The sequence below is a fragment of the Pseudomonas sp. N2-3-1-14 genome, assembly GCF_041228395.1.
GTDB lineage: Bacteria > Pseudomonadota > Gammaproteobacteria > Pseudomonadales > Pseudomonadaceae > Aquipseudomonas.
The window spans coordinates 6,073,261-6,093,450 of the sequence record NZ_CP166199.1; the positions used below are offsets into that span (position 1 = coordinate 6,073,261).

Genomic DNA, 20,190 nt, shown 5'->3' on the forward strand with positions numbered 1-20,190 from the left:
CACAACCGACAAAGTTGACAATGGGCAGTTAAACGCCCACAAAAAAACAGCCAACCAGAAAGTGTCAGTTTCTTGATTGGCTGTTTTGCGCTGTTTAGATGTAACTCAATACCAGTGTGGCGCGCCCATCAAGGGAGACATCGCGACTCAAGTCCAGATCCTGCGCCCGGTTGATGACCGCCTTCACCGCAAGCGTGCCGGTCAACTGGTTAATAGAGGCCGGCGTAAAGGTGGTGCTATTGCGCCATGAATACTGAGCAGGCGATTGAGCAACTTTGCCATCGCTGCTCAACCAAACGCCGGCGCCATTACGCAGGATGGGGTACAGCGCCACACCGGCAGAACGCAGATCCCTGAGCGTGACCGAATAGCCACCGGTTCGCCGAGCGCCTACAGAACCCAGACCAAAATTCTGCGCCTCGGTAAAGCCTGGGCCCAGGACACCTGGCACTTTGCTGCCCGCCTGCAAGTCGGTGAAGGAGAGGCCGAACCTCGCCGGCGTTGTGCCGCAATTGACCACCAGAGAAGTGGTCTTCTCTTCGCGCGTGTTGAACGCGGTCTGGGATAATTCGCCGGAACGAATCGTGCCGTAATCAATGATGCCGCTGCCGGCCAGGCTGAGGTTACAGGCGGCGGGTGTAATCGTGCCCCTGACGACCAGCTGGGCGCTGGTGGTCGCCTGAGCGGTCAGGGTTGCAGCCAGGCAGGCGATACCGAGAGTCAAACCAACAATTGTTTTCATTTTTGTCCTGTCACTACGAAGTTAACAGGCGCTGTTTATTCGCGTTCTGGCGAATCCATCGCCCAACCACTTATCTTCCCGGACATACATAACGATAAATAAATAACACCCAGGCAACATTGCCGAGTGACAGTCTGTCGCTTTGGTACCTCATTAAAAAATCGGACAACACATCAGTTATTGTCGGAGTGATGAAAATAAACAGTGGCTCTCAGTTAATAACAAGGTAGTCCATAACAAATCAAACTAAGAGAACAGCGACTCAACCATTGTAGGCAAATTCAAAATCCGCCTTAAACACTACAAAAGCCAAAATGCCTACATCATCGACTGACTTATTCGTCGCATGCTTACAAAACCGGCCTACATTTCCCACATGAATTCCCCACAGACAGCATCAGGCAAATTACTGAAGCACAACGCGTTGGCGCCAGCGTTCGATCGTGGCACGATGGTCAGGTTATCGACCGAGACCCCCAAACCATGCCGCAATCCCAAGCCAAGAATCTGTCCTTGATCGCCGCTATCGACCTGGGCTCCAACAGCTTTCACATGGTCGTGGCCAAGGCCCAGAACGGCGAAATCCGCATCCTCGAGCGGCTCGGCGAAAAAGTGCAACTGGCTGCCGGGATCGACGACGAGCGCCAGCTCAATGAAGAATCCATGCAGCGCGGGCTCGATTGCCTCAAGCGTTTTGCCCAACTGATCAACGGCATGCCCTTGGGCGCTGTGCGCATCGTTGGCACCAACGCCTTGCGTGAAGCCCGCAACCGCGGCGAATTCATCCGCCGCGCCGAAGCCATCCTCGGGCACCCGGTAGAAGTCATTTCCGGCCGCGAAGAAGCGCGCCTGATCTACCTCGGCGTCTCTCACACCCTGGCCGACACCCCCGGCAAACGCCTGGTAGCGGACATCGGCGGCGGCAGCACCGAATTCATCATCGGCCAGCGTTTCGAACCGCTGCTGCGCGAAAGCCTGCAGATGGGTTGCGTCAGTTATACCCAGCGTTATTTCAAGGACGGCAAGATCACCCCGGCGCGCTATGCCCAGGCCTACACCGCGGCGCGCCTGGAAATCATGAGCATCGAACACGCCCTGCATCGCTTGACCTGGGATGAAGCCATCGGCTCATCCGGCACCATCCGCGCCATCGGCCTGGCCCTCAAAGCCGGCGGCCATGGCACCGGTGAGGTCAACGCCGAAGGCCTGGCCTGGCTCAAGCGCAAACTGTTCAAGCTGGGCGACGCAGAGAAAATCGACTTCGACGGCATCAAGCCTGATCGGCGCACCATCTTCCCGGCCGGCCTGGCGATTCTCGAGGCGATTTTCGACGCCCTCGAACTGCAGCGCATGGACCACTGCGACGGCGCCCTGCGCGAAGGCGTGCTCTATGACCTGCTGGGCCGCCATCACCATGAAGACGTGCGTGAACGCACCCTCAGCTCGTTGATGGAGCGCTATCACGTCGACCTCGAACAAGCCGCACGCGTGGAGCGCAAGGCCCTGCATGCCTTCGACCAGGTGGCCGAGGACTGGGACCTGGCAGACGGCGTGTGGCGCGAGCTGCTCGGCTGGGCTGCCAAGGTGCACGAAGTGGGCCTGGACATCGCCCACTACCATTACCACAAGCATGGCGCCTACCTGATCGAGCACTCGGACCTCGCCGGTTTCTCCCGCGAAGACCAACAGATGCTCGCCCTGCTGGTGCGTGGCCATCGCCGCAACATTCCCAAGGACAAGTTTGCCGACTTCGGCAGCGAAGGCAGCAAGCTGATTCGCCTGTGCGTGCTGCTGCGCTTTGCGATCCTGTTCCACCACATCCGCGGCACCCAGGAAATGCCCCAGGTAACCCTGCGCGCCCACGGCGACAGCCTGGACGTGGTGTTCCCCAAAGGCTGGCTGGATGAAAACCAGCTGACCCAGGCGGACTTCGCCCAGGAAGCGGAATGGCTGACGCGGGTGGGGTTCAGCCTGAACCTGCGCTGAGCCGATCTAAAGAACACTGCAAAAACACATGTGGGAGGGGGCTTGCCCCCGATGGCGGTGGATCAGTCAATGAATCTGTTGACTGACACTCCTTCATCGGGGGCAAGCCCCCTCCCACATTTTCAGAGCGCGTTGGCTTTAGTTCACCGCAAGAATCGGGCTACCCAGCTTTTCCAGCAATGTCGCTTGCGCACTGCGCGGGTTCTGGTTGCCAGTCGGCGTGTTGCGCACGTAGCGGCCATCCGACTGCAGGCTCCAGCTGTGCGTGTTGTCAGTGAGGTAGCTTTCCAGCTCTTTCTTGACGCGCATGATCAGCTTCTTGCCTTCCACCGGGAAGCAGGTCTCTACACGCTTATCGAGGTTGCGCTCCATCCAGTCGGCACTGGAGAGGAACATCTGCTCTTCGCCGCCGTTGAGGAAGTAGAACACCCGCGTGTGCTCCAGGAAGCGGCCGATGATCGATCGCACGTGGATGTTATGCGAGACCCCGGCGATGCCCGGCCGCAGGCAGCACATGCCACGCACCACCAAGTCGATGCGCACACCGGACTGGCTGGCCTTGTACAGCGCGCGGATGATCTTCGGATCGGTCAGCGAGTTGAACTTGGCGATGATGTGCGCCGGTTTGCCGTCGAGGGCGAACTGGGTCTCGCGGGCAATCATGTCGAGCATGCCCTTTTTGAGCGTGAACGGCGCGTGCAGCAGCTTCTTCATGCGCAAGGTCTTGCCCATGCCGATCAGCTGGCTGAACAACTTGCCGACGTCTTCACACAAGGCGTCGTCGGAGGTCAGCAGGCTGTAGTCGGTGTAGAGCTTGGCGTTGCCGGCGTGGTAGTTGCCAGTGCCCAAGTGCGCGTAACGCACAATCTCGCCGGCTTCGCGGCGCAGGATCAGCATCATCTTGGCGTGGGTCTTGAAACCGACCACCCCGTAGATCACCACCGCACCGGCCGCTTGCAGGCGGCTGGCCAGTTGCAGGTTGGACTCTTCGTCGAAGCGCGCACGCAGCTCGATCACCGCGGTGACTTCCTTGCCGTTTCGCGCGGCGTCTACCAGTGCGTCGACGATTTCCGAGTTGGCGCCGGAGCGGTACAGCGTCTGGCGCACAGCCAGAACATGCGGGTCCTTGGCGGCCTGGCGCAGCAGGTCGACCACCGGGGTGAAGGACTCGAACGGGTGCAGCAGCAGAATGTCCTGCTTGCTCACCACGCTGAAGATGTTCTCGCTGTTTTGCAGCAGTTTCGGGATCTGCGGAGTGAACGGCGTGTATTGCAGCTCCGGGTGGCTGTCCAGGCCGGTGATGCTGAACAGGCGCGTCAGGTTCACCGGGCCATTGACCTGGTACAACTCGGACTCGGCCAGGTTGAACTGCTTGAGCAGGTAGTCCGACAGGTGTTTAGGGCAAGTGTCGGCCACTTCCAGGCGCACCGCGTCGCCGTAGCGGCGCGAGAACAGCTCACCGCGCAGGGCGCGGGCCAAGTCTTCGACGTCTTCGGAATCCAGCGCCAGGTCGGCGTTACGGGTCAGGCGGAACTGATAGCAGCCCTTTACCTTCATGCCCTGGAACAGGTCATCGGCGTGCGCGTGGATCATCGACGACAGGAATACATAGTTGTCGCCAGCGCCCCCCACCTCTTCCGGTACCTTGATGATTCGTGGCAACAGACGCGGCGCCGGGATGATCGCCAGGCCTGAATCGCGACCGAAGGCGTCGATGCCTTCCAGTTCGACGATGAAGTTCAGGCTCTTGTTCACCAGCAGCGGGAACGGGTGCGTCGGGTCCAGACCAATCGGGGTGATGATCGGTGAAATCTCGTCACGGAAGTAACGGCGCACCCAGGTCTTGATCTTGGTGGTCCAGTGCCGGCGACGAATGAAGCGGACCTGATGTTTTTCCAGCTCCGGCAGCAGGATGTCGTTGAGGATCGCGTATTGGCGGTCGACATGACCGTGCACCAGCTCGCTGATGCGCGCCAGGGCCTGGTGCGGCTGCAGGCCGTCGGCACCGGCTTGTTCGCGGGCGAAGGTGATTTGTTTCTTGAGGCCGGCGACGCGGATCTCGAAGAACTCGTCCAGGTTGCTGGAGAAAATCAGCAGGAATTTCAGCCGCTCCAGCAGCGGGTAGGACTCATCCAGCGCCTGCTCGAGTACGCGGATGTTGAATTGCAGTTGTGACAACTCGCGGTGGATGTACAGGCTGCTGTCATCCAGGTTGGTGACCGCGACCACCGGGGCCGGCGCGGGCGCTTCGGCCACCACGGCAGGCGGTGCGGGCTCCAGCTCCGGCGGGGTTTCGGTGACTTGTTCCACCACCGGGTGAGCGTCTTTTACGGCAACTTCTGAGAGTCCTTCGGTATTCATTGAGTGTTCCTGTGAGGGCTATTGTTGCTCTCTAAGCAATTGGGCGGCGCGGGCGGCGAAGTAGGTCAGAATGCCATCAGCGCCGGCACGTTTAAAGGCAGTCAGGGATTCGAGGATCACCGCTTCACTCAACCAACCATTCTGGATCGCGGCCATGTGCATCGCGTATTCACCGCTGACCTGATAGACAAAGGTCGGCACCTTGAATTCCTCTTTGACCCGATAAAGGATGTCCAGGTACGGCATCCCTGGCTTGACCATCACCATGTCGGCGCCTTCAGCCAGATCCGCCGCCACTTCGTGCAGGGCTTCCTGGCTGTTGGCCGGGTCCATCTGGTACGAGGCCTTGTTGGCCTTGCCCAGGTTCAGTGCCGAGCCCACCGCATCGCGGAAAGGCCCGTAATAGGCGCTGGCGTACTTGGCCGAGTAGGCCATGATTCGCACATTGACGTGACCGGCCAGTTCCAGGGCTTCGCGAATCGCCTGGATGCGACCGTCCATCATGTCCGACGGCGCGACGACCTGGGCGCCAGCGGCTGCGTGGGACAGCGCCTGTTTGACCAGCGCATCGACGGTAATGTCGTTTTGAACATAGCCGTCTTCGTCAAGAATGCCATCCTGGCCGTGGGTGGTGAACGGATCCAGCGCCACGTCGGTGATCACACCCAGCTCCGGGAAACGCTCGCGCAAGGCGCGCGTGGCACGCTGGGCGATCCCTTGCGGGTTCCAGGCTTCGCAAGCGTCAAGCGACTTGAGTTCAGACGGCGTCACTGGAAATAGCGCCAGCGCCGGAATCCCGAGTTCCACCCAGTTCGCCGCTTCGATCAGCAGCTGATCAATGGTCAAGCGCTCCACACCCGGCATCGATGCCACTGCTTCCCGACGGTTTTCACCGTCCAGCACAAACACCGGCAAGATCAGATCGTTCGTCGTCAGCACGTTTTCACGCACCAAACGGCGAGAAAAATCATCACGGCGATTGCGGCGCAGGCGGGTAGCAGGGAACAGGCGATTGGCAGGGGTAAAGCTCACGACAGACTCCTGAGCCCGTGTTTACGGGCGAGCGTTGCAGTTATAAGCGGCCATTATGACGAAGGAATGACAGTTGTGCTTATCGATGCGACCTGCAGTCGCATTCGTCGCATATGTAGGAATTGTTCACTTCGTGACACATCTCGATACTTTCATGAATGTCCACGAAGGCGTAGGCTGCGCGTTCATTTCGCCAGCACCCCAGACCATGCTTCAACAATTTCTGCATGACTTCGGCTACTTTGCGCTCTTCCTGGGCACGTTCTTCGAAGGCGAAACCATTCTGGTTCTCGCAGGCTTCCTGGCGTTCCGTGGATACATGGATATCAACGTGGTAGTGGTCGTTGCCTTCTTTGGCAGCTATGCCGGTGACCAGCTGTGGTACTTCCTGGGGCGCAAGCATGGCCGCAAACTGTTGGCGCGCAAGCCGCGCTGGCAATTGATGGGCGACAAAGCGCTGGAACACATCCGCAAGCATCCGGATATCTGGGTGTTGAGCTTTCGGTTCGTCTACGGGCTGCGCACCGTGATGCCGGTGGCGATTGGCTTGTCCGGTTACCCGCCTTTGCGCTACTTGCTGCTCAACGGCATTGGCGCTGCGGTGTGGGCGGCGGCACTGGGCGCTGCGGCTTATCATTTTGGCGCGGTGCTGGAAGGCATGCTCGGCAGCATCAAGAAATATGAGCTGTGGGTGTTGGGCGCACTGCTGTTGCTGGGCTTGGGCCTGTGGCTGCGTCGCCGCTTCAAGAACGCGCGCATTGCCCGCCAGGCCTGCGAAGATGCCAAAGCCCGGCTGGCCGCAGAGCAACTCGCCGAGCCCGCCAAGGTCGACGCGCCTAAGACGCCAATCGAGTAAGCCGGTTTCTGCAGCAGTAGAGACCGATCACGCTGAGCAAGCTGTAACTCACCAAGCCCAGCCAGCCCAAATTGCTGGCCGGCCACAGCCCGACCAGCGGCGCCAGCCATACCAACGGTACATTCAGCCCCAGGCGCACCAGCTCAGCCTTCAGGGCCCAGGGGCGATTCTCCAACGCCACGCCCAGCGTGAACAACCCTAACGCCATCGCGCTCCAGCCCAGGATCAACGCCGCCGTGGGCAGCCCTTCGCCTGCATTCATCAGATAGCTGCCAAACCCCACATACGCCGCAAATTGCAGGGCAACGTAGACCTGCTGGCGTGCGTCCAGCGGCACTTCAAATTTGCGGAACTGGCTCAAATCGGGCTTGGCCAGCGGGTACTTGGCCTTCACGTCCGCCGGGCGCCAGCCGGTGCGCATGAACCAGATGCGCAGCTTGTCCCACCAGCGCTCGGTACGCCGCGCATCACTCCACAACTGTGCATAAAACTGCAGGTTGGCCCACAGCGGGTTCCAACTGGCCAAGGGCGTGGTCACGCCAAAGATCACCGGTTCGTTGTCGTCTTCTTCCTGGAAGCTGCCGAACAGCCGGTCCCAAATAATGAACACGCCGCCATAGTTGCGATCCATGTAAAGAGCGTTCTGTGCATGGTGAGCCCGATGATTGGACGGTGTGACGAAGAACCATTCGAACCAGCCAAGCTTGGGCACGTGACGGGTGTGCACCCAGAATTGATACAGCAGATTGAGCGAGGCCACGCTGATAAACACCACCAGCGGCACGCCCACCACGGCCAGGGGCAGGTAGAAAATCCAGCTCAGCAAGAAGCCGGTACTGGTCTGGCGCAAGGCGGTGGTGAGGTTGTAGTCCTCACTCTGGTGATGCACCGAGTGCGCGGCCCACAGGATGTTGCGCTCATGGCCGCAGCGATGCAGCCAGTAGTAGCAGAAGTCGTAGAACACAAAGGCGAACACCCAGGTCCACACACTCTGGGCCGAGAGCTCGACCAACGCCAGGTGCTTGAGGGCGAAGGCGTAAGTCAGCAGCCCGACCCCCTTGGTCAGCAAGCCCGTGGTGGTGGACAGCACACCCGTGCTGAGGCTGTTGATGGCGTCGGCCACCCGATAGTTGCGCGCGCCGCGCCAACGGTCGGCCAGCAGTTCAACCACGATCAAGGCAATGAAAAACGGTACCGCGTAAGGCACGAAGTCCATGGGCTAGTCCGGTCTGTTTTTGTTAGATCAAGATTAGGTGTAGCGGCGCGAGATCCCATTGGCAACAGATGACAAATTAGTAGACATTTAACGCCATGAAATAGGGAAAAATACTCATGAGCAAAAAGATTGCAGTGATCCTTTCCGGCTGTGGCGTGTACGACGGCGCAGAGATCCACGAAAGCGTGATCACCTTGCTGCGCCTGGACCAGCGAGGCGCCCAGGTCCAATGTTTTGCGCCGGATATCGCGCAACATCACGTGATCAACCACCTCACCGGCGAAGAGATGCCCGAGTCGCGTAACGTGCTGGTGGAGTCGGCGCGGATTGCTCGGGGTGACGTGAAAGATATCCGTGAGGCCCGCGCCGAAGACTTCGATGCGCTGATCGTGCCCGGCGGGTTTGGCGCGGCGAAGAACCTGTCGAACTTTGCCGTGGAAGGTGCGGGTTGCAGCGTCAACCCGCAGGTGCTGGCGCTGGCGGAAGCCTTCGCCGAAGCGAGCAAGCCGGTGGGGCTGATCTGCATTTCGCCGGCACTGGCCGCGAAAATCTACGGCCCCGGCGTGACGTGCACCATCGGCAACGACGCCGACACCGCCGCCGCCCTCGACAAAATGGGCGCCACCCACCGCGACTGCACAGTGGAAGACATCGTCGAGGACACCCCGCGCAAACTGGTGAGCACCCCGGCCTACATGCTCGGCAAGAACATCAGTGAGGTGGCCTCAGGTATCAACAAACTCGTGGATCGGGTGCTGGAATTGACCCACGAAAATGATTGAGCGCGTCCCGAACACTTAAGGGTGGTTATCCCACCCTTCGTGGCGGGCAGTCTCTTCGTGGCGAGCGGGCTTGCCCCGCGTTGGGCTGCGCAGCAGCCCCAATCCAGGCAACGCGGTCAGTCAGTTAATCTGCGGCGTGAAGTTTTGGGGCGGCTTCGCCCCCCAACGCGGGGCAAGCCCGCTCGCCACAAGAACACTGCTCGCCAACGTCAGGCCTCGCGCATCAACTTGGTCAATATCCTGTCCAGCGCATTGGCAAACGCCTGCTTATCCTTTTCCCCATGGGGCGGCGGGCCTCCGCCCATCTGGCCCTGCTCGCGCAGATCCGTGAAAAGGTTACGCACCGCCAGCCGTTCGCTCATGTTGGCCGGGCTGAATTCCTTGCCGCGAGGGTCAAGGGCCGTGATGCCCTTCTTCACCAGCCGGTCGGCCAAGGGCACATCGCTGCAAATCACCAGCTCACCGGGCACGGCGTGCTCCACCAGGTAGTCATCCGCCGCATCCGGGCCGCTGGGCACCACGATCAACTTCACACAAGCAAAGCTCGGTTTGATCTGGCTTTGCCCCGCCACCAGTACCACCTCGAACTGGCGCTTGAGGGCGAATTTCACCACCTGGTCCTTGGCCGCCCGTGGGCAAGCATCCGCATCGATCCACACGCGCATGGTCAGGCTGCCACGCGGCGTTTTTCTGCCAGGCGGCTGCGGCCGTACAGCACCACAATCGCCAGGATCGCCACGGCCTGCGCACTCAACGAATACGCGTCGGCGTGGATGCCCAGCCAGTCGAAGTCAAAGAACGCCACCGGCCGTGTGCCGAAGATGCCGGCTTCCTGCAAGGCCTTCACGCCATGGCCGGCGAACACCACCGACAGCGCGCACAGCAGCGCCGCGTTGATGCCGAAGAACAACGCCAAGGGCAGCTTCGCCGAGCCGCGCAGGATCACCCACGCCAGGCCCACCAGCAGCACCAGCGCCGTGGCGCCACCGGCCAGCACCGCGTTGTGCCCGGCGGGGCCGGCTTGCAGCCACAGGGTTTCGTAGAACAGGATCACTTCGAACAGCTCGCGGTACACCGAGAAGAACGCCAGCATGGCAAACCCGAAGCGCCCGCCGCCGCCCACCAGGCTGCTCTTGATGTAATCCTGCCAGGCCGCCGCGTGGCGTCGGTCGTGCATCCACACGCCGAGCCACAGCACCATCACACTGGCGAACAGTGCCGTGCAGCCTTCAAGCAATTCGCGCTGGGCGCCGCTGACGTCAATCACATACGCCGCCAATGCCCACGTCGCCAGGCCGGCCAACAGCGCAAGGCCCCAACCGACGTTGACGCTGCGCACCGCCGATTGCTGGCCGGTGTTACGCAGGAAAGCCAGAATCGCCGCCAGCACCAGGATCGCTTCCAGACCTTCACGTAACAGAATCAGGAGGCCGGAGATGTAACTCAACGACCAGCTCAAGCCATCGCTGCCCAGCAAGCCGGCAGATTCAGTGAGTTTGCCCTTGGCCACGTCCAGACGCTGCTGCACCTGCTCGATCGGCAGGCCGTCCTGCAATGACTGCCGGTAGGCCATCAGGGCTTTCTCGGTGTCCTTGCGCACGTTGGCGTCGACGTTGTCCAGCGAGCTTTCCACCAGCTCAAACCCTTCCAGGTAGGCGGCTACCGACAAGTCGTAGGCCTGTTCGTGATCACCGTTGCGGAACGCGGCGAGGCTCTTGTCCAGCGTGGTCGCGGTGTAATCGAGCAACTGCGCCGGGCCACGCTTGACCTGCGGCGGCTGCGCACGTTGGGCGCGGAACGTCGCGGCGGCGGCCGGGCCGTTTGCGGCGAGCACTTCATTGGGGGTCTGGCGGGCCAGGTCGGCAAGGTTGAAGGGTTGTTCGCTGTTTGCCGCAGCCGGGTCAGCGGTGAAACCGGCGATGTAGGTCGCCAGGTCCCAGCGTTGACGGTCATCCAATTGGTCAGCGAAAGACGGCATGTCAGTGCCCTCGACGCCCAGACCGAGTGTGTTGTAGATCGCGTAAAGGCTCAGGCGGTCCAGGCGCGCGGCGTCACGCAGGTTCGCGGGCGGCGGCGTCATGCCCGTGCTGGCCGGGCCATCACCAGCGCCCGCAGTGCCGTGGCATACCGAGCAGTGCTGGGCATAGAGCGGTGCGCCGCGCGTGGGGTCTGGGGTGATCGCCGGAGCCTGGCTGACCTCGTACGCCACTGCCAACTTGGCACCTAACTGACGGGACTGGTGGGCGACGGTCGTGCCCTCTTCACGCGCGGTCACCGCCGCCAGCAATTCATTGACGCCCTTTATCAAATCGGCGCGTTCGGGCTTCTCGGGTAAATCCGCTACCAGGCCCTGCAATACCCCAAGAAATTCCACCTGTTCGCGGTATTCGGATTCATCCACGACCTTGCCCGCGTCCACCGCTGGCGGGTAGTCGGCACCGATGTAATCGAGCAGATGCAAGGCTTGAGGCGCGCCCTCGGCAGTTGCCGCCAACAGATTAAAGCTGCACGACATCAGCGCCGGCAGCAGCAGCCAGGCGAGAAAACGGTAAAGGGCAGTCATGAATGAATCTCAAAGGGAAATGCGAAGTAACACATTGTTTAACGTTAAGGGGTTTGACTCAAGACGTCAGTGATAAGGCGATAGAAATATCGCCGTCGACATGATGGCAATCGCACAAAAAACGGAGCAAAAAGCCATTGTTTTGCCAGTAATGGCGCCTATAATGCCGCGCCCTGTTATTGCGAAAGGGAATTTAATTCCTCGTTTTTATGAGGAATAGGCACATCGGCTGATTATTTTCAGGGAAGAAGTTTGTATGGCATTTCGCGCCTTAACCCCGCTCGCACTCGCGGCGGTGACCTTGCTGTCCGGTTGTTCGATGTTTCGCAGCTACGACACAGAGCTGCAAGCCACCAACCAGCAGCTGGCCACCGGCAATGTCGACGGTGCCCTGACCCTGCTGGAAAAAAACAATACCGGCGACGACAAAGACCTGCTCTATTTCTTCGAAAAGGGCGAGCTGTTGCGCGCCAAGGGCGACCTCACCGGCAGCCAGACCGCCTGGCGCAGCGCCGACCTGCAAGTCTACAAGTGGGAAGAGTCAGTCAAATTCGACAGCGAAAAGTACCTCGCCCAGTTCGGCAGTTTCCTGGTCAACGACAAAGTGCGTCGCTACGAAGGTTATGACTACGAAAAAGTCATGCTCACCACCCAGATGGCCTTGAACCTGCTGGCCGTGAACGACTTCGACGGTGCCCGCACCGAGATCAAGAAGACCCACGAACGCGAAGCGGTGATCGCCGACCTGCGCGACAAGGAATACCTCAAGCGCGAAAACGAAGCCGAGCGCCAAGGCGTCACCACTCAGATCAAAGACTTGCGCGGCTACCCGGTGGAGGCACTGGACGCGCCGGAAGTGGTCGGCCTGAAAAACAGCTACCAGAGTGCGTTCAGCCATTACCTGGCAGGCTTTGTCTACGAAGCCCTCGGCGAAAAAGACCTGGCTGCGCCCGGCTACCGCAAGGCCGCCGAACTGCGCCCCAACACGCCGCTGCTGGAGCAGGCGTTGCTTGAGCTGGACAAGTCCAAGGTCGGCGCCGATGAGACCGACGTGCTGATCGTGGTCCAAAGCGGCCTGGCACCGGCACGTGATTCGATCCGCCTGCCATTGCCGATCCCGATCAATGGCAACCTGGTGATCACCCCGCTGTCGTTCCCGGTGATCAAGGCCGACAACTCCACCGCGACCTTTGCCCAGATCGGCGTGGACGGCAAGCAACAGAACCTCACCGCACTCAACAGCACCACGGCCATGTCGCGCCGCGCCCTGCGTGATGACATGCCGGGGATCATCCTGCGCACCACCGTGCGTGCGGTCAGCCGTGGCGTGGCGCAGAACAACCTGAACAAGACCAACCCCATGGCGGGCCTGGTGCTGGGCATCGCCTCGGCCGTGACCGAAGGCGCCGACACGCGCACCTGGCGCACGCTGCCGGACCTGACCCAAGTGACGCGACTGCGCCTCAAGCACGGCGACCACCAAGTTAGCCTGCCCAACGCCCTGGGCGGCACGCTGGTGACGGTTAAGGCCGACCAGCGCTATCAGGTGATCACCCTGCGCGTGGTCGGCAACCAGGTATTCGCCGGTGGCCTCGCGGCCCGCGTGGTGCCGAGTGCTGCCAACCAGGCCATCGCCCTCAAACAACCTTAAGGAGCACGCTATGCGTCATTTCATTCTCGGCGCCCTGGCGCTGGTCCTGCTCGCCGGCTGCGCCACACCGCCGCCGCCGGAGCCTGGCAGCGCCGCCAGCAAAATCGTGGTGATGGGCACGTTCAAAGGCATCGCCGTCGGTGCCATTCGTGTGGCCCGTGAAAATGGCTTTCTCACGGCCAAGGTGCAGCTGAGCAACATCACCAGCAGCAACCAGATGATGTATTACCGCTTTGCCTGGCTGGGCGCCGACGGTTTCCCGGTGGGCGATGAAGAAACCTGGAAAGTGCTGAACCTGTACGCCAACCAGGCCACGTTCTTGCCGGCCATCGCCAACCTGCCTCAGGCGGCAGACTTTCGTCTTGAAGTGAAAACGCCTTGAAGCCTTCACCTATCAGTTTTCAGAGAGATTTCCCCATGTTTGCACGCGTCTCGATTCTCGCCGTGGTTGCCCTGCTGGCCAGCGGTTGCTCCAACACCTCGCCGGTCCTTGGCGGCAAGAACATCAGCTACGGCGACTCTAAGGCCGTGGAATTGGTCACCAACGAGTTCGGCTCGACCGACCTGCAGATGATCGCCGAAAGCATGACCCGCTCCCTGGCCCAGTCCGGCATCTTGCAGGCCGTCCGGTCGTGCAGGTGTATGACGTGAAGAACAAGACCAGCGAGTACATCGACACCCGTGAGATCACCACGTCGATCAAGACCCAGCTGATGAAGACCGGCACTGCGCGCTTCGCCAGCGACAACACCGATATGCAAAGCCAGGTTGACCAACTCAAGCTGCAAAACCAGAGCGGCCTGTACAAAAAAGCCACCGTCAGCAAGACCGGCAATATGGTCGCCGCCAAGTACCGCCTGGAAGGCTCCATCAGCTCCATCGTCAAGCGCAGCTCGGACTACAAAGACGTCTTCTACAAATTCAGCCTGCAGCTGATCGACGTCGAGAGCGGCCTGGCCGAATGGATGGATGAGAAAGAAATCCGCAAAACCACGGAGCGCTGAGCAATGCGTGCATGGATCGGCATGATCGGCCTGCTGTGCGCCTTTGGCGCCTCGGCCGCCCCGAAGATCGCGGTGACTGACCTTGCCTACGAGGCGCGCGTCGAGGAGTACATCCACGCGGTCTCGGCCAGCAACAACTTCCAGGCCAGCGCCTATCAGGCCAGCGGTGCGTCGAGCTACAGCGAGTATGAGAGCCGCACCAGCTACATCGAACAGGCCGAGCTGCGTAAATTCAGCGGAGATATCAAGGGCGAGATTCTCAAGTCGCACCAGCTCCAACTGGTACAGGGCACGCCTTACACCGCCGACGCCAAGGGCGATGTGTACGACGTGATCAAGCGCATCAAGGCCGGCAACTTCAAGGGCGCCGACTACGTGCTGTTCGGCACCCTGTCAGACATCGACTTCACCCAGGACATCAACGCCCTGGACCACACCAACAGCTACTCGGCCGTGCTGGGCCTGACGCTGGTGGCGGATTTCAGCCTGATCAACACGCGCACCTTCGAGATCACCTCGGCGTTTACCGCGATGGGCGAAGGCCAGGACACCAAGCTGGTGAACAGCCGTGATGTGCGCGTGAGCCTGAACCGGCCACGAGTGGTAAGGGACGTGTCGAAAGCCTTGGGTGAGGATGTGGCCAGGCAACTGGCAGAGCAACTGGGCGGCGGGTATCAAGACCCCGGCAAGCCTGCGCTGCGCAACAACCTGCCCAGGGATGAAGCGCCGAAGATTCTGCGCTGAAGCTGCGATTGCACACGCAACACAAAACAAATGTGGGAGCTGGCTTGCCAGCGATGCAGGCACCGCGGTGTATCAGTTACACCTTGGTGATGCTATCGCAGGCAAGCCAGCTCCCACATTTTTAGCCGGTTTTTTCAGCCTCAGGTCGTTGCGCGATGCAAGCTGGCCAGGAAACCCGCAGCCCCCACAAACAACCCGGCAAAGGTGCGGTTCATGCGTCTTTGCTGTCTAGGCGTGCGCAGCAGGCGTAAGACCTTCGACGCCAGCCCCGTATAGCCCGCCATCACGATCATATCGACGCTGATCATGGTCGCGCCCAGGATCAGGTACTGGATCAGCAGTGGCGCCTGCGGGTTCACGAACTGCGGCAGCACCGCCAGCATGAACACCAGGGCCTTGGGGTTGCTGGCATTGACCAGGAAGCCACGGAACATCATCGCCAGCGGCTTGCCGATCGGGCGTATGGCCGAGTCTTCGCTCATGTCCATGGGCAGCGCGCGCCATTGCTTGACCGCGAGGTACACCAGGTACGCCACGCCAAACCATTTGATCGCATAAAACGCGTTCGAGGACGCCGCCAGAATGGCACCCAGGCCGCCCGCGACCACGGCAATCTGCATCGCCAGGCCCAGTTGCAGGCCAATGGCATTCCAATAGCCGCGCAGGAAACCGTATTGCAGGCCGCTGGACATCGACGCGATGGCGCCAGCGCCGGGGGACAGGGAAATGATCCAGCTGGCCACAAAAAAGGCCAGCCATGTGTCGAGTGCCATTACACACCTCAGAGGGAGAGTTAGCGATTGAGCCTAAAACTAACTCCGCCGAGCAAAGGCTGGCTAGATATTTTTACAGGATGTAAATACTAGCGGTCGCCAGGGAACACATGGGTGCCTGGCCAACGCCGCACCGAGCGCTGGAAGAACAAGCTGTTAGGCACTTGCACCATCGCACTGTCGGTGCCGGCGTCCTGCACTTCGATCAGCGTGGTGTAGAGCAGGTTGATCGCCACGACCCGGCCTTTGACGCCCGGTTTGTCGACGGTATCCACCAACTCGACAATGTCACCCAGGCGGAACGGCCCGACGGTGAAAATCAAGATCGCGCACAGCAGGTTGGACAGCACCGACCACATGGCGAAAAACGCCACGGCGGCCACCGCGACAAACCCCGACAGCGCCGTCCACAGCACCGTGGCTGACACGCCGAGACGGCCCAGCACAAAGATCAACGCGCTGCCCATGATCAGCCAGCGCAGGCCGCCACGCAGGGGCATCAGCAGTTGTGGCGGGAACGGGTAACGCTCCCCCAGACGATTCAAACCCTTGGCGACGAAGCGCTGGGCGAGATAACCCGCCAGCAGGATCAGCAGGATTTGCACACCGATCCAGACCGGTTCGACCCACTGCGTCGGCAATGGCAATTGCAGCGCTTCCATCAGGACAGCGCCTCCAGCTCCGCTTGCAGGGTTTCCAGCAGTTCGAGGGCTTCCATCCAGGTTTCCTCCAACTGACCTTCACGCACCTTGAGTTTGGCTTGTTCGGCCAACAAGTCGCGCAACTCGTCCTTGCGCGCCGCCTCGTACACGGCGCTGTCGCCCAGGCTGGTTTCGATCCTGGCCAGGCGCTCGTGCACCTTGCCCAGCTCGGCTTCCAGCTTGTCGGCTTCGCGCTTGTGCGGCGCCAGCTGCTGACGCAGGGCGGCGGCGGCCTGGCGCTGGGCCTTCTTGTCGGTCTTGTCCGGGTTGACCGGCGTAGTGCTGGCCGGCGCGTTGCGCAGACGGTAGTCCGTCAGCCAACGCGCGTAATCGTCCAGGTCGCCGTCGAACTCTTCGACTTTGCCGTCAGCCACCAGCAGGAAGTTATCGGTGGTGCTCTTGAGCAAGTGGCGATCGTGAGACACCACCAGTACCGCACCACTGAATTCCTGCAGGGCCATGGTCAGCGCAAGGCGCATTTCCAGGTCCAGGTGGTTGGTCGGTTCGTCGAGCAGCAGCAGGTTTGGCCGGTCCCAGGCGATCAGGGCCAAGGCCAGGCGGGCTTTTTCGCCGCCGGAGAAATTCAACACCGGCTCATCGATGCGTGCGCCACGGAAGTCGAAGCCACCGAGAAAATCACGCAAGGTTTGCTCACGTTCGGTCGGCGCCAGACGCTGCAGGTGCAACAACGGGCTGGCCTTGGAATCGAGGGAATCCAACTGATGCTGAGCGAAGTAGCCCACCACCAGGTTCTCGCCACGCGTCAGGCGGCCGGCCAGGGGTTGCAGTTCACCCGACAGGTTCTTGATCAGCGTCGACTTGCCTGCGCCGTTGGGGCCGAGCAAACCGATACGCGCACCTGGCGTGAGCTGCAGCTTGACCTTCTCCAGAATGGTTTTGTCGCCATAACCCAGGCGTGCATCCGAGAGGTCCAACAACGGGCTGGAGATCTTCACCGACTCACGGAACACGAAGTCGAACGGCGAATCGACGTGGGCCGCCGACAGCTCTTCCATGCGCTCCAATGCTTTGATCCGGCTCTGGGCCTGACGGGCCTTGGTGGCCTGGGCCTTGAACCGGGCGATGTAGCTTTCCATGTGCGCACGTTGCGCTTGCTGCTTCTCGAACGCTTGCTGCTGCTGAGCCAGGCGTTCGGCGCGGGCGCGCTCGAATGCGGTGTAGCCGCCACGGTAGAGCGTGATTTTCTTCTGTTCGACGTGGGCGATATTGTCGACCACGGCGTCGAGGAAATCCCGGTCGTGGGAAATCAGCAGCAAGGTGCCCGGGTAGCTCTTGAGGAAATCCTCCAGCCACAGGATCGCATCGAGGTCCAAGTGGTTGGTCGGTTCGTCGAGCAGCAACAGGTCGGACGGGCACATCAGCGCCTGGGCCAGGTTCAGGCGCATGCGCCAGCCGCCGGAGAAGTCGGCGACCGGGCGGTCCATCTGTTCATTGGTAAAACCCAGGCCGGCCAGCATCTTGCGGGCGCGAGCGTCGGCCGTGTAGCCATCGGCACTGTCGAGTTCCGAGTGCAGACGGGCCTGGGCGGCGCCGTCCTGGGCTGTCTCGGCCTCGGCCAGGTCGTGTTGCACCTGACGCAGGCGCAGGTCGCCATCGAGCACGTAGTCGATCGCGATGCGGTCCAGGGTGTCGATCTCCTGGCGCATATGGGCGATACGCCAGTCGGCCGGCAGCAGGCAATTCCCGGAATCCGGGGTCAGCTCACCAAGCAACAGGGCGAACAACGTGGATTTGCCGGCGCCGTTGGCACCGATCAGGCCGGCTTTGTGACCGGCGTGCAGGGTCAGCTCGGCGTCTTCAAGAAGACGTTGCGGGCCACGCTGTAATGTTAGGCTTTGAAGTCGGATCATAATGGCGGCGGAGTCTACCAGCTTCGTTGGCCGCTGGCTTGGGTGTGAATATGTGCGCTGACCTGTGGAGCTTTGCCCTCTCGACGTATGCCCACCCGGGCATTGAAGCTGCTTGCCTGCGCTTGCAGGCACAAGGCGCGGATGTGTGCCTGTTGCTCTGCGGCGCCTGGCTGGAGCAGCGCGGTGTTGCAGCGACCGCCGAACGCATGCAGGCGTTGCGCCAGATTGCGCAGCCGTGGCAGCAAGACGTGGTCGAACCGTTGCGACAGGTACGCGTGCAGTGGCGAACCATGGCGCAGCAGGATGCGCAATTGGCGGCGCTACGCGAACGGGTCAAGGCCCTGGAGCTGGAAGCTGAACGGCAGTTGCTGACGCGCCTGCAAGTGCTGGCGCAAACATGGCCGACTGGCGAGAAAGGGGGTCAATCGAGATGGCTTGAAGGCTTGGCGACCGGAGCCGCCAACCTTGACCACGACGCGCTGCAGTCGCTGCGCGTCGAGGCCACCGGCACTTAGGAAGCGCTGGTTGGGGTGGTGCTTGGCGCTGCCGGTGCAGGCGTGCTGCTGGCCGGCGCAGTTGGAGCGGTGGACGCTGCCGGGGTAGTAGCCGGAGCTGCCGGGGTTGCCGGCTTGGCCGGTGCAGGCTTGGCGGCTGGCTTTGCAGCAGTGGGTTTTGCGGCTGGCTTAGCAGCTGGTTTTGCAGCAGCCGGTTTGGCAGCTGGCTTGGCCGCCGGTTTTGCAGCAGCGGGTTTAGCGGCTGGCTTGACGGCTGGTTTTGCAGCAGCAGTCTTAGCGGCAGGCTTGGCGGCTGGTTTTGCAGCAGCCGTTTTAGCGGCTGGCTTGGCAGCTGGTTTTGCAGCAGCAGTTTTGGCAGCTGGCTTGGCGGCTGGTTTTGCAGCAGCAGTTTTAGCGGCTGGCTTGGCAGCTGGTTTTGCAGCAGCAGTTTTGGCAGCTGGCTTGGCGGCTGGTTTTGCAGCAGCAGTTTTGGCAGCTGGCTTGGCGGCTGGTTTTGCAGCAGCAGTTTTGGCAGCTGGCTTGGCGGCTGGTTTTGCAGCAGCAGTTTTAGCGGCTGGCTTGGCAGCTGGTTTTGCAGCAGCAGTTTTGGCAGCTGGCTTGGCGGCTGGTTTTGCAGCAGCAGTTTTAGCGGCTGGCTTGGCGGCTGGTTTTGCAGCAGCAGTTTTAGCGGCTGGCTTGGCGGCCGGTTTTGCAGCAGCGGTTTTAGCGGCTGGCTTGGCGGCCGGTTTTGCAGCAGCAGTTTTAGCGGCTGGCTTGGCAGCTGGTTTTGCAGCAGCGGACTTGGACGCTGCCTTAGTCGAAGCCTTCGACGCAACGGCTTTTGCTGGCGTGCGAGCGCCCAGTGCTTTAGCCACGGCTTCTTTCACACGACCAACGCCCTGGGCCAGTTTCAGGCTTTCCTGAGCATCGCGTTTGAGTTGGGAAATGTAGGTGCGGGTTTCAGCTTGGCGATCCTTGAGGGCGTCCAGCAGATCCTCAAGTTCCTTAACGGCGTCTTTGGCTTTGGCTTGTGCCTTGGCCTTGCCGGCAGTGGCGGCGTCTTGCAGTTTGGTACGGGATTTGTGCAGCTTTTCTTGCGCTTTACCGCGTTGTTTTTCCAATTTGGCGAGCAGTTTTTCTGCATCAGCCAAGGCTTGGGAACACGCGCTTTCCAGATGTTCGAGCAAGCTGCCCGAAAGTTGTTGGAGTAAATGCAACGGGGTATTTACAGGCTTCTGTTTGGCCGACATGGTTTACCTCCTGGCTGACGTGGGTGCGGCTCATACTAGCCCTCTGCTCTTACCGCCGCTAGGGCATGTTGACAGTATCGTTTGCCTTGCGTTGCACCGTAGGAAAATTCTTATCGATATAACGAAAAACCACGGCACTTTTTGCGCACTCACACTGGCATAAT

The 20,190-nt window shown here is 60.9% G+C and carries 17 protein-coding genes and 1 pseudogene; 8 read left to right on the forward strand and 10 right to left on the reverse strand.

Going from position 1 to position 20,190, the window contains the following annotated elements; genetic code table 11:
• Window positions 1-94: 94 nt before the first annotated feature.
• Window positions 95-742: a DUF1120 domain-containing protein gene (locus tag AB5I78_RS28205; protein WP_145158009.1), complete on the reverse strand. Its 648-nt coding sequence runs from the start codon at window positions 740-742 to the stop codon at window positions 95-97.
• A gap of 483 nt (window positions 743-1,225) precedes the next feature.
• Between AB5I78_RS28205 and ppx the strand changes: the two genes are divergently transcribed.
• Window positions 1,226-2,728 (forward strand): exopolyphosphatase, encoded by a 1,503-nt coding sequence (gene ppx, locus AB5I78_RS28210; RefSeq protein WP_106576072.1) that lies wholly within the window; start codon window positions 1,226-1,228, stop codon window positions 2,726-2,728.
• A 138-nt stretch (window positions 2,729-2,866) separates the two neighbouring features.
• On the opposite strand, the gene ppk1 is transcribed toward ppx, so the two are convergent.
• Together ppk1 and hemB are read right to left on the reverse strand one after the other, a co-directional pair.
• The gene (gene ppk1 / locus AB5I78_RS28215; protein WP_106575798.1) at window positions 2,867-5,089 is read right to left on the reverse strand and encodes a polyphosphate kinase 1; all 2,223 of its coding nucleotides are present in this window, start codon (window positions 5,087-5,089) and stop codon (window positions 2,867-2,869) included.
• Window positions 5,090-5,107: 18 nt separating this feature from the next.
• Window positions 5,108-6,121 (reverse strand): porphobilinogen synthase, encoded by a 1,014-nt coding sequence (gene hemB / locus AB5I78_RS28220; protein WP_369301898.1) that lies wholly within the window; start codon window positions 6,119-6,121, stop codon window positions 5,108-5,110.
• 208 nt (window positions 6,122-6,329) lie between these two features.
• Here hemB and AB5I78_RS28225 point away from each other — a divergent pair, with 208 nt between their 5' ends.
• Window positions 6,330-6,977 carry a DedA family protein gene (locus AB5I78_RS28225; protein WP_369301921.1) on the forward strand — a complete coding sequence of 216 codons (648 nt, stop codon included), beginning with the start codon at window positions 6,330-6,332 and terminating at the stop codon, window positions 6,975-6,977.
• Here AB5I78_RS28225 and AB5I78_RS28230 read toward each other — a convergent pair.
• Window positions 6,958-8,193, reverse strand: coding sequence for a sterol desaturase family protein (locus tag AB5I78_RS28230; protein WP_369301897.1), 1,236 nt, complete (start codon window positions 8,191-8,193; stop codon window positions 6,958-6,960). The genes AB5I78_RS28225 and AB5I78_RS28230 overlap by 20 nt on opposite strands.
• 116 nt (window positions 8,194-8,309) lie before the next feature.
• Between AB5I78_RS28230 and elbB the strand changes: the two genes are divergently transcribed.
• Complete coding sequence (gene elbB, locus AB5I78_RS28235; RefSeq protein WP_145158018.1) at window positions 8,310-8,975, forward strand: isoprenoid biosynthesis glyoxalase ElbB; 666 nt, start codon at window positions 8,310-8,312, stop codon at window positions 8,973-8,975.
• Between the two features lie 209 nt (window positions 8,976-9,184).
• Here the strand turns inward: elbB and AB5I78_RS28240 are convergent, their stop codons facing one another.
• Both AB5I78_RS28240 and AB5I78_RS28245 read right to left on the reverse strand, forming a co-directional pair.
• On the reverse strand, window positions 9,185-9,640 hold the full coding sequence (locus tag AB5I78_RS28240; protein ID WP_369301896.1) for a YaiI/YqxD family protein: 456 nt from the start codon (window positions 9,638-9,640) through the stop codon (window positions 9,185-9,187).
• A 2-nt stretch (window positions 9,641-9,642) separates the two neighbouring features.
• Window positions 9,643-11,538, reverse strand: a complete 1,896-nt coding sequence (locus AB5I78_RS28245; protein ID WP_369301895.1) for an FTR1 family protein — start codon at window positions 11,536-11,538, stop codon at window positions 9,643-9,645.
• Between the two features lie 256 nt (window positions 11,539-11,794).
• On the opposite strand from AB5I78_RS28245, the gene AB5I78_RS28250 reads away from it, so the two are divergent.
• The 4 genes and pseudogenes from AB5I78_RS28250 (at window position 11,795) to AB5I78_RS28265 (ending at window position 14,937) form a co-directional block, all read left to right on the forward strand.
• On the forward strand, window positions 11,795-13,189 hold the full coding sequence (locus tag AB5I78_RS28250; RefSeq protein WP_369301894.1) for a COG3014 family protein: 1,395 nt from the start codon (window positions 11,795-11,797) through the stop codon (window positions 13,187-13,189).
• Window positions 13,190-13,199: 10 nt separating this feature from the next.
• Window positions 13,200-13,571: a YcfL family protein gene (locus AB5I78_RS28255; RefSeq protein ID WP_106575804.1), complete on the forward strand. Its 372-nt coding sequence runs from the start codon at window positions 13,200-13,202 to the stop codon at window positions 13,569-13,571.
• 35 nt (window positions 13,572-13,606) lie between these two features.
• Window positions 13,607-14,193, forward strand: a pseudogene (gene lpoB, locus AB5I78_RS28260) (penicillin-binding protein activator LpoB).
• Window positions 14,194-14,196: 3 nt separating this feature from the next.
• Window positions 14,197-14,937 carry a penicillin-binding protein activator LpoB gene (locus AB5I78_RS28265; protein ID WP_369301893.1) on the forward strand — a complete coding sequence of 247 codons (741 nt, stop codon included), beginning with the start codon at window positions 14,197-14,199 and terminating at the stop codon, window positions 14,935-14,937.
• A gap of 140 nt (window positions 14,938-15,077) precedes the next feature.
• Here AB5I78_RS28265 and AB5I78_RS28270 read toward each other — a convergent pair whose 3' ends face one another.
• The 3 genes from AB5I78_RS28270 to AB5I78_RS28280 all read right to left on the reverse strand — a co-directional run bounded on the left by AB5I78_RS28270 (window position 15,078) and on the right by AB5I78_RS28280 (window position 18,282).
• Window positions 15,078-15,710 (reverse strand): LysE family transporter, encoded by a 633-nt coding sequence (locus AB5I78_RS28270; protein WP_145158033.1) that lies wholly within the window; start codon window positions 15,708-15,710, stop codon window positions 15,078-15,080.
• A gap of 89 nt (window positions 15,711-15,799) precedes the next feature.
• The gene (locus AB5I78_RS28275) at window positions 15,800-16,372 is read right to left on the reverse strand and encodes a mechanosensitive ion channel family protein (protein WP_145158036.1); all 573 of its coding nucleotides are present in this window, start codon (window positions 16,370-16,372) and stop codon (window positions 15,800-15,802) included.
• Complete coding sequence (locus AB5I78_RS28280; protein ID WP_369301892.1) at window positions 16,372-18,282, reverse strand: ATP-binding cassette domain-containing protein; 1,911 nt, start codon at window positions 18,280-18,282, stop codon at window positions 16,372-16,374. The genes AB5I78_RS28275 and AB5I78_RS28280 overlap by 1 nt, the downstream gene beginning before the upstream one ends.
• A 50-nt stretch (window positions 18,283-18,332) precedes the next feature.
• Here AB5I78_RS28280 and AB5I78_RS28285 point away from each other — a divergent pair, with 50 nt between their 5' ends.
• Window positions 18,333-18,797: a TIGR02444 family protein gene (locus AB5I78_RS28285; protein ID WP_369301891.1), complete on the forward strand. Its 465-nt coding sequence runs from the start codon at window positions 18,333-18,335 to the stop codon at window positions 18,795-18,797.
• Here the strand turns inward: AB5I78_RS28285 and AB5I78_RS28290 are convergent.
• Window positions 18,794-20,026, reverse strand: a complete 1,233-nt coding sequence (locus tag AB5I78_RS28290; protein WP_370004284.1) for an AlgP family protein — start codon at window positions 20,024-20,026, stop codon at window positions 18,794-18,796. The two genes, AB5I78_RS28285 and AB5I78_RS28290, sit on opposite strands and share 4 nt — an antisense overlap.
• Window positions 20,027-20,190: the final 164 nt, after the last annotated feature.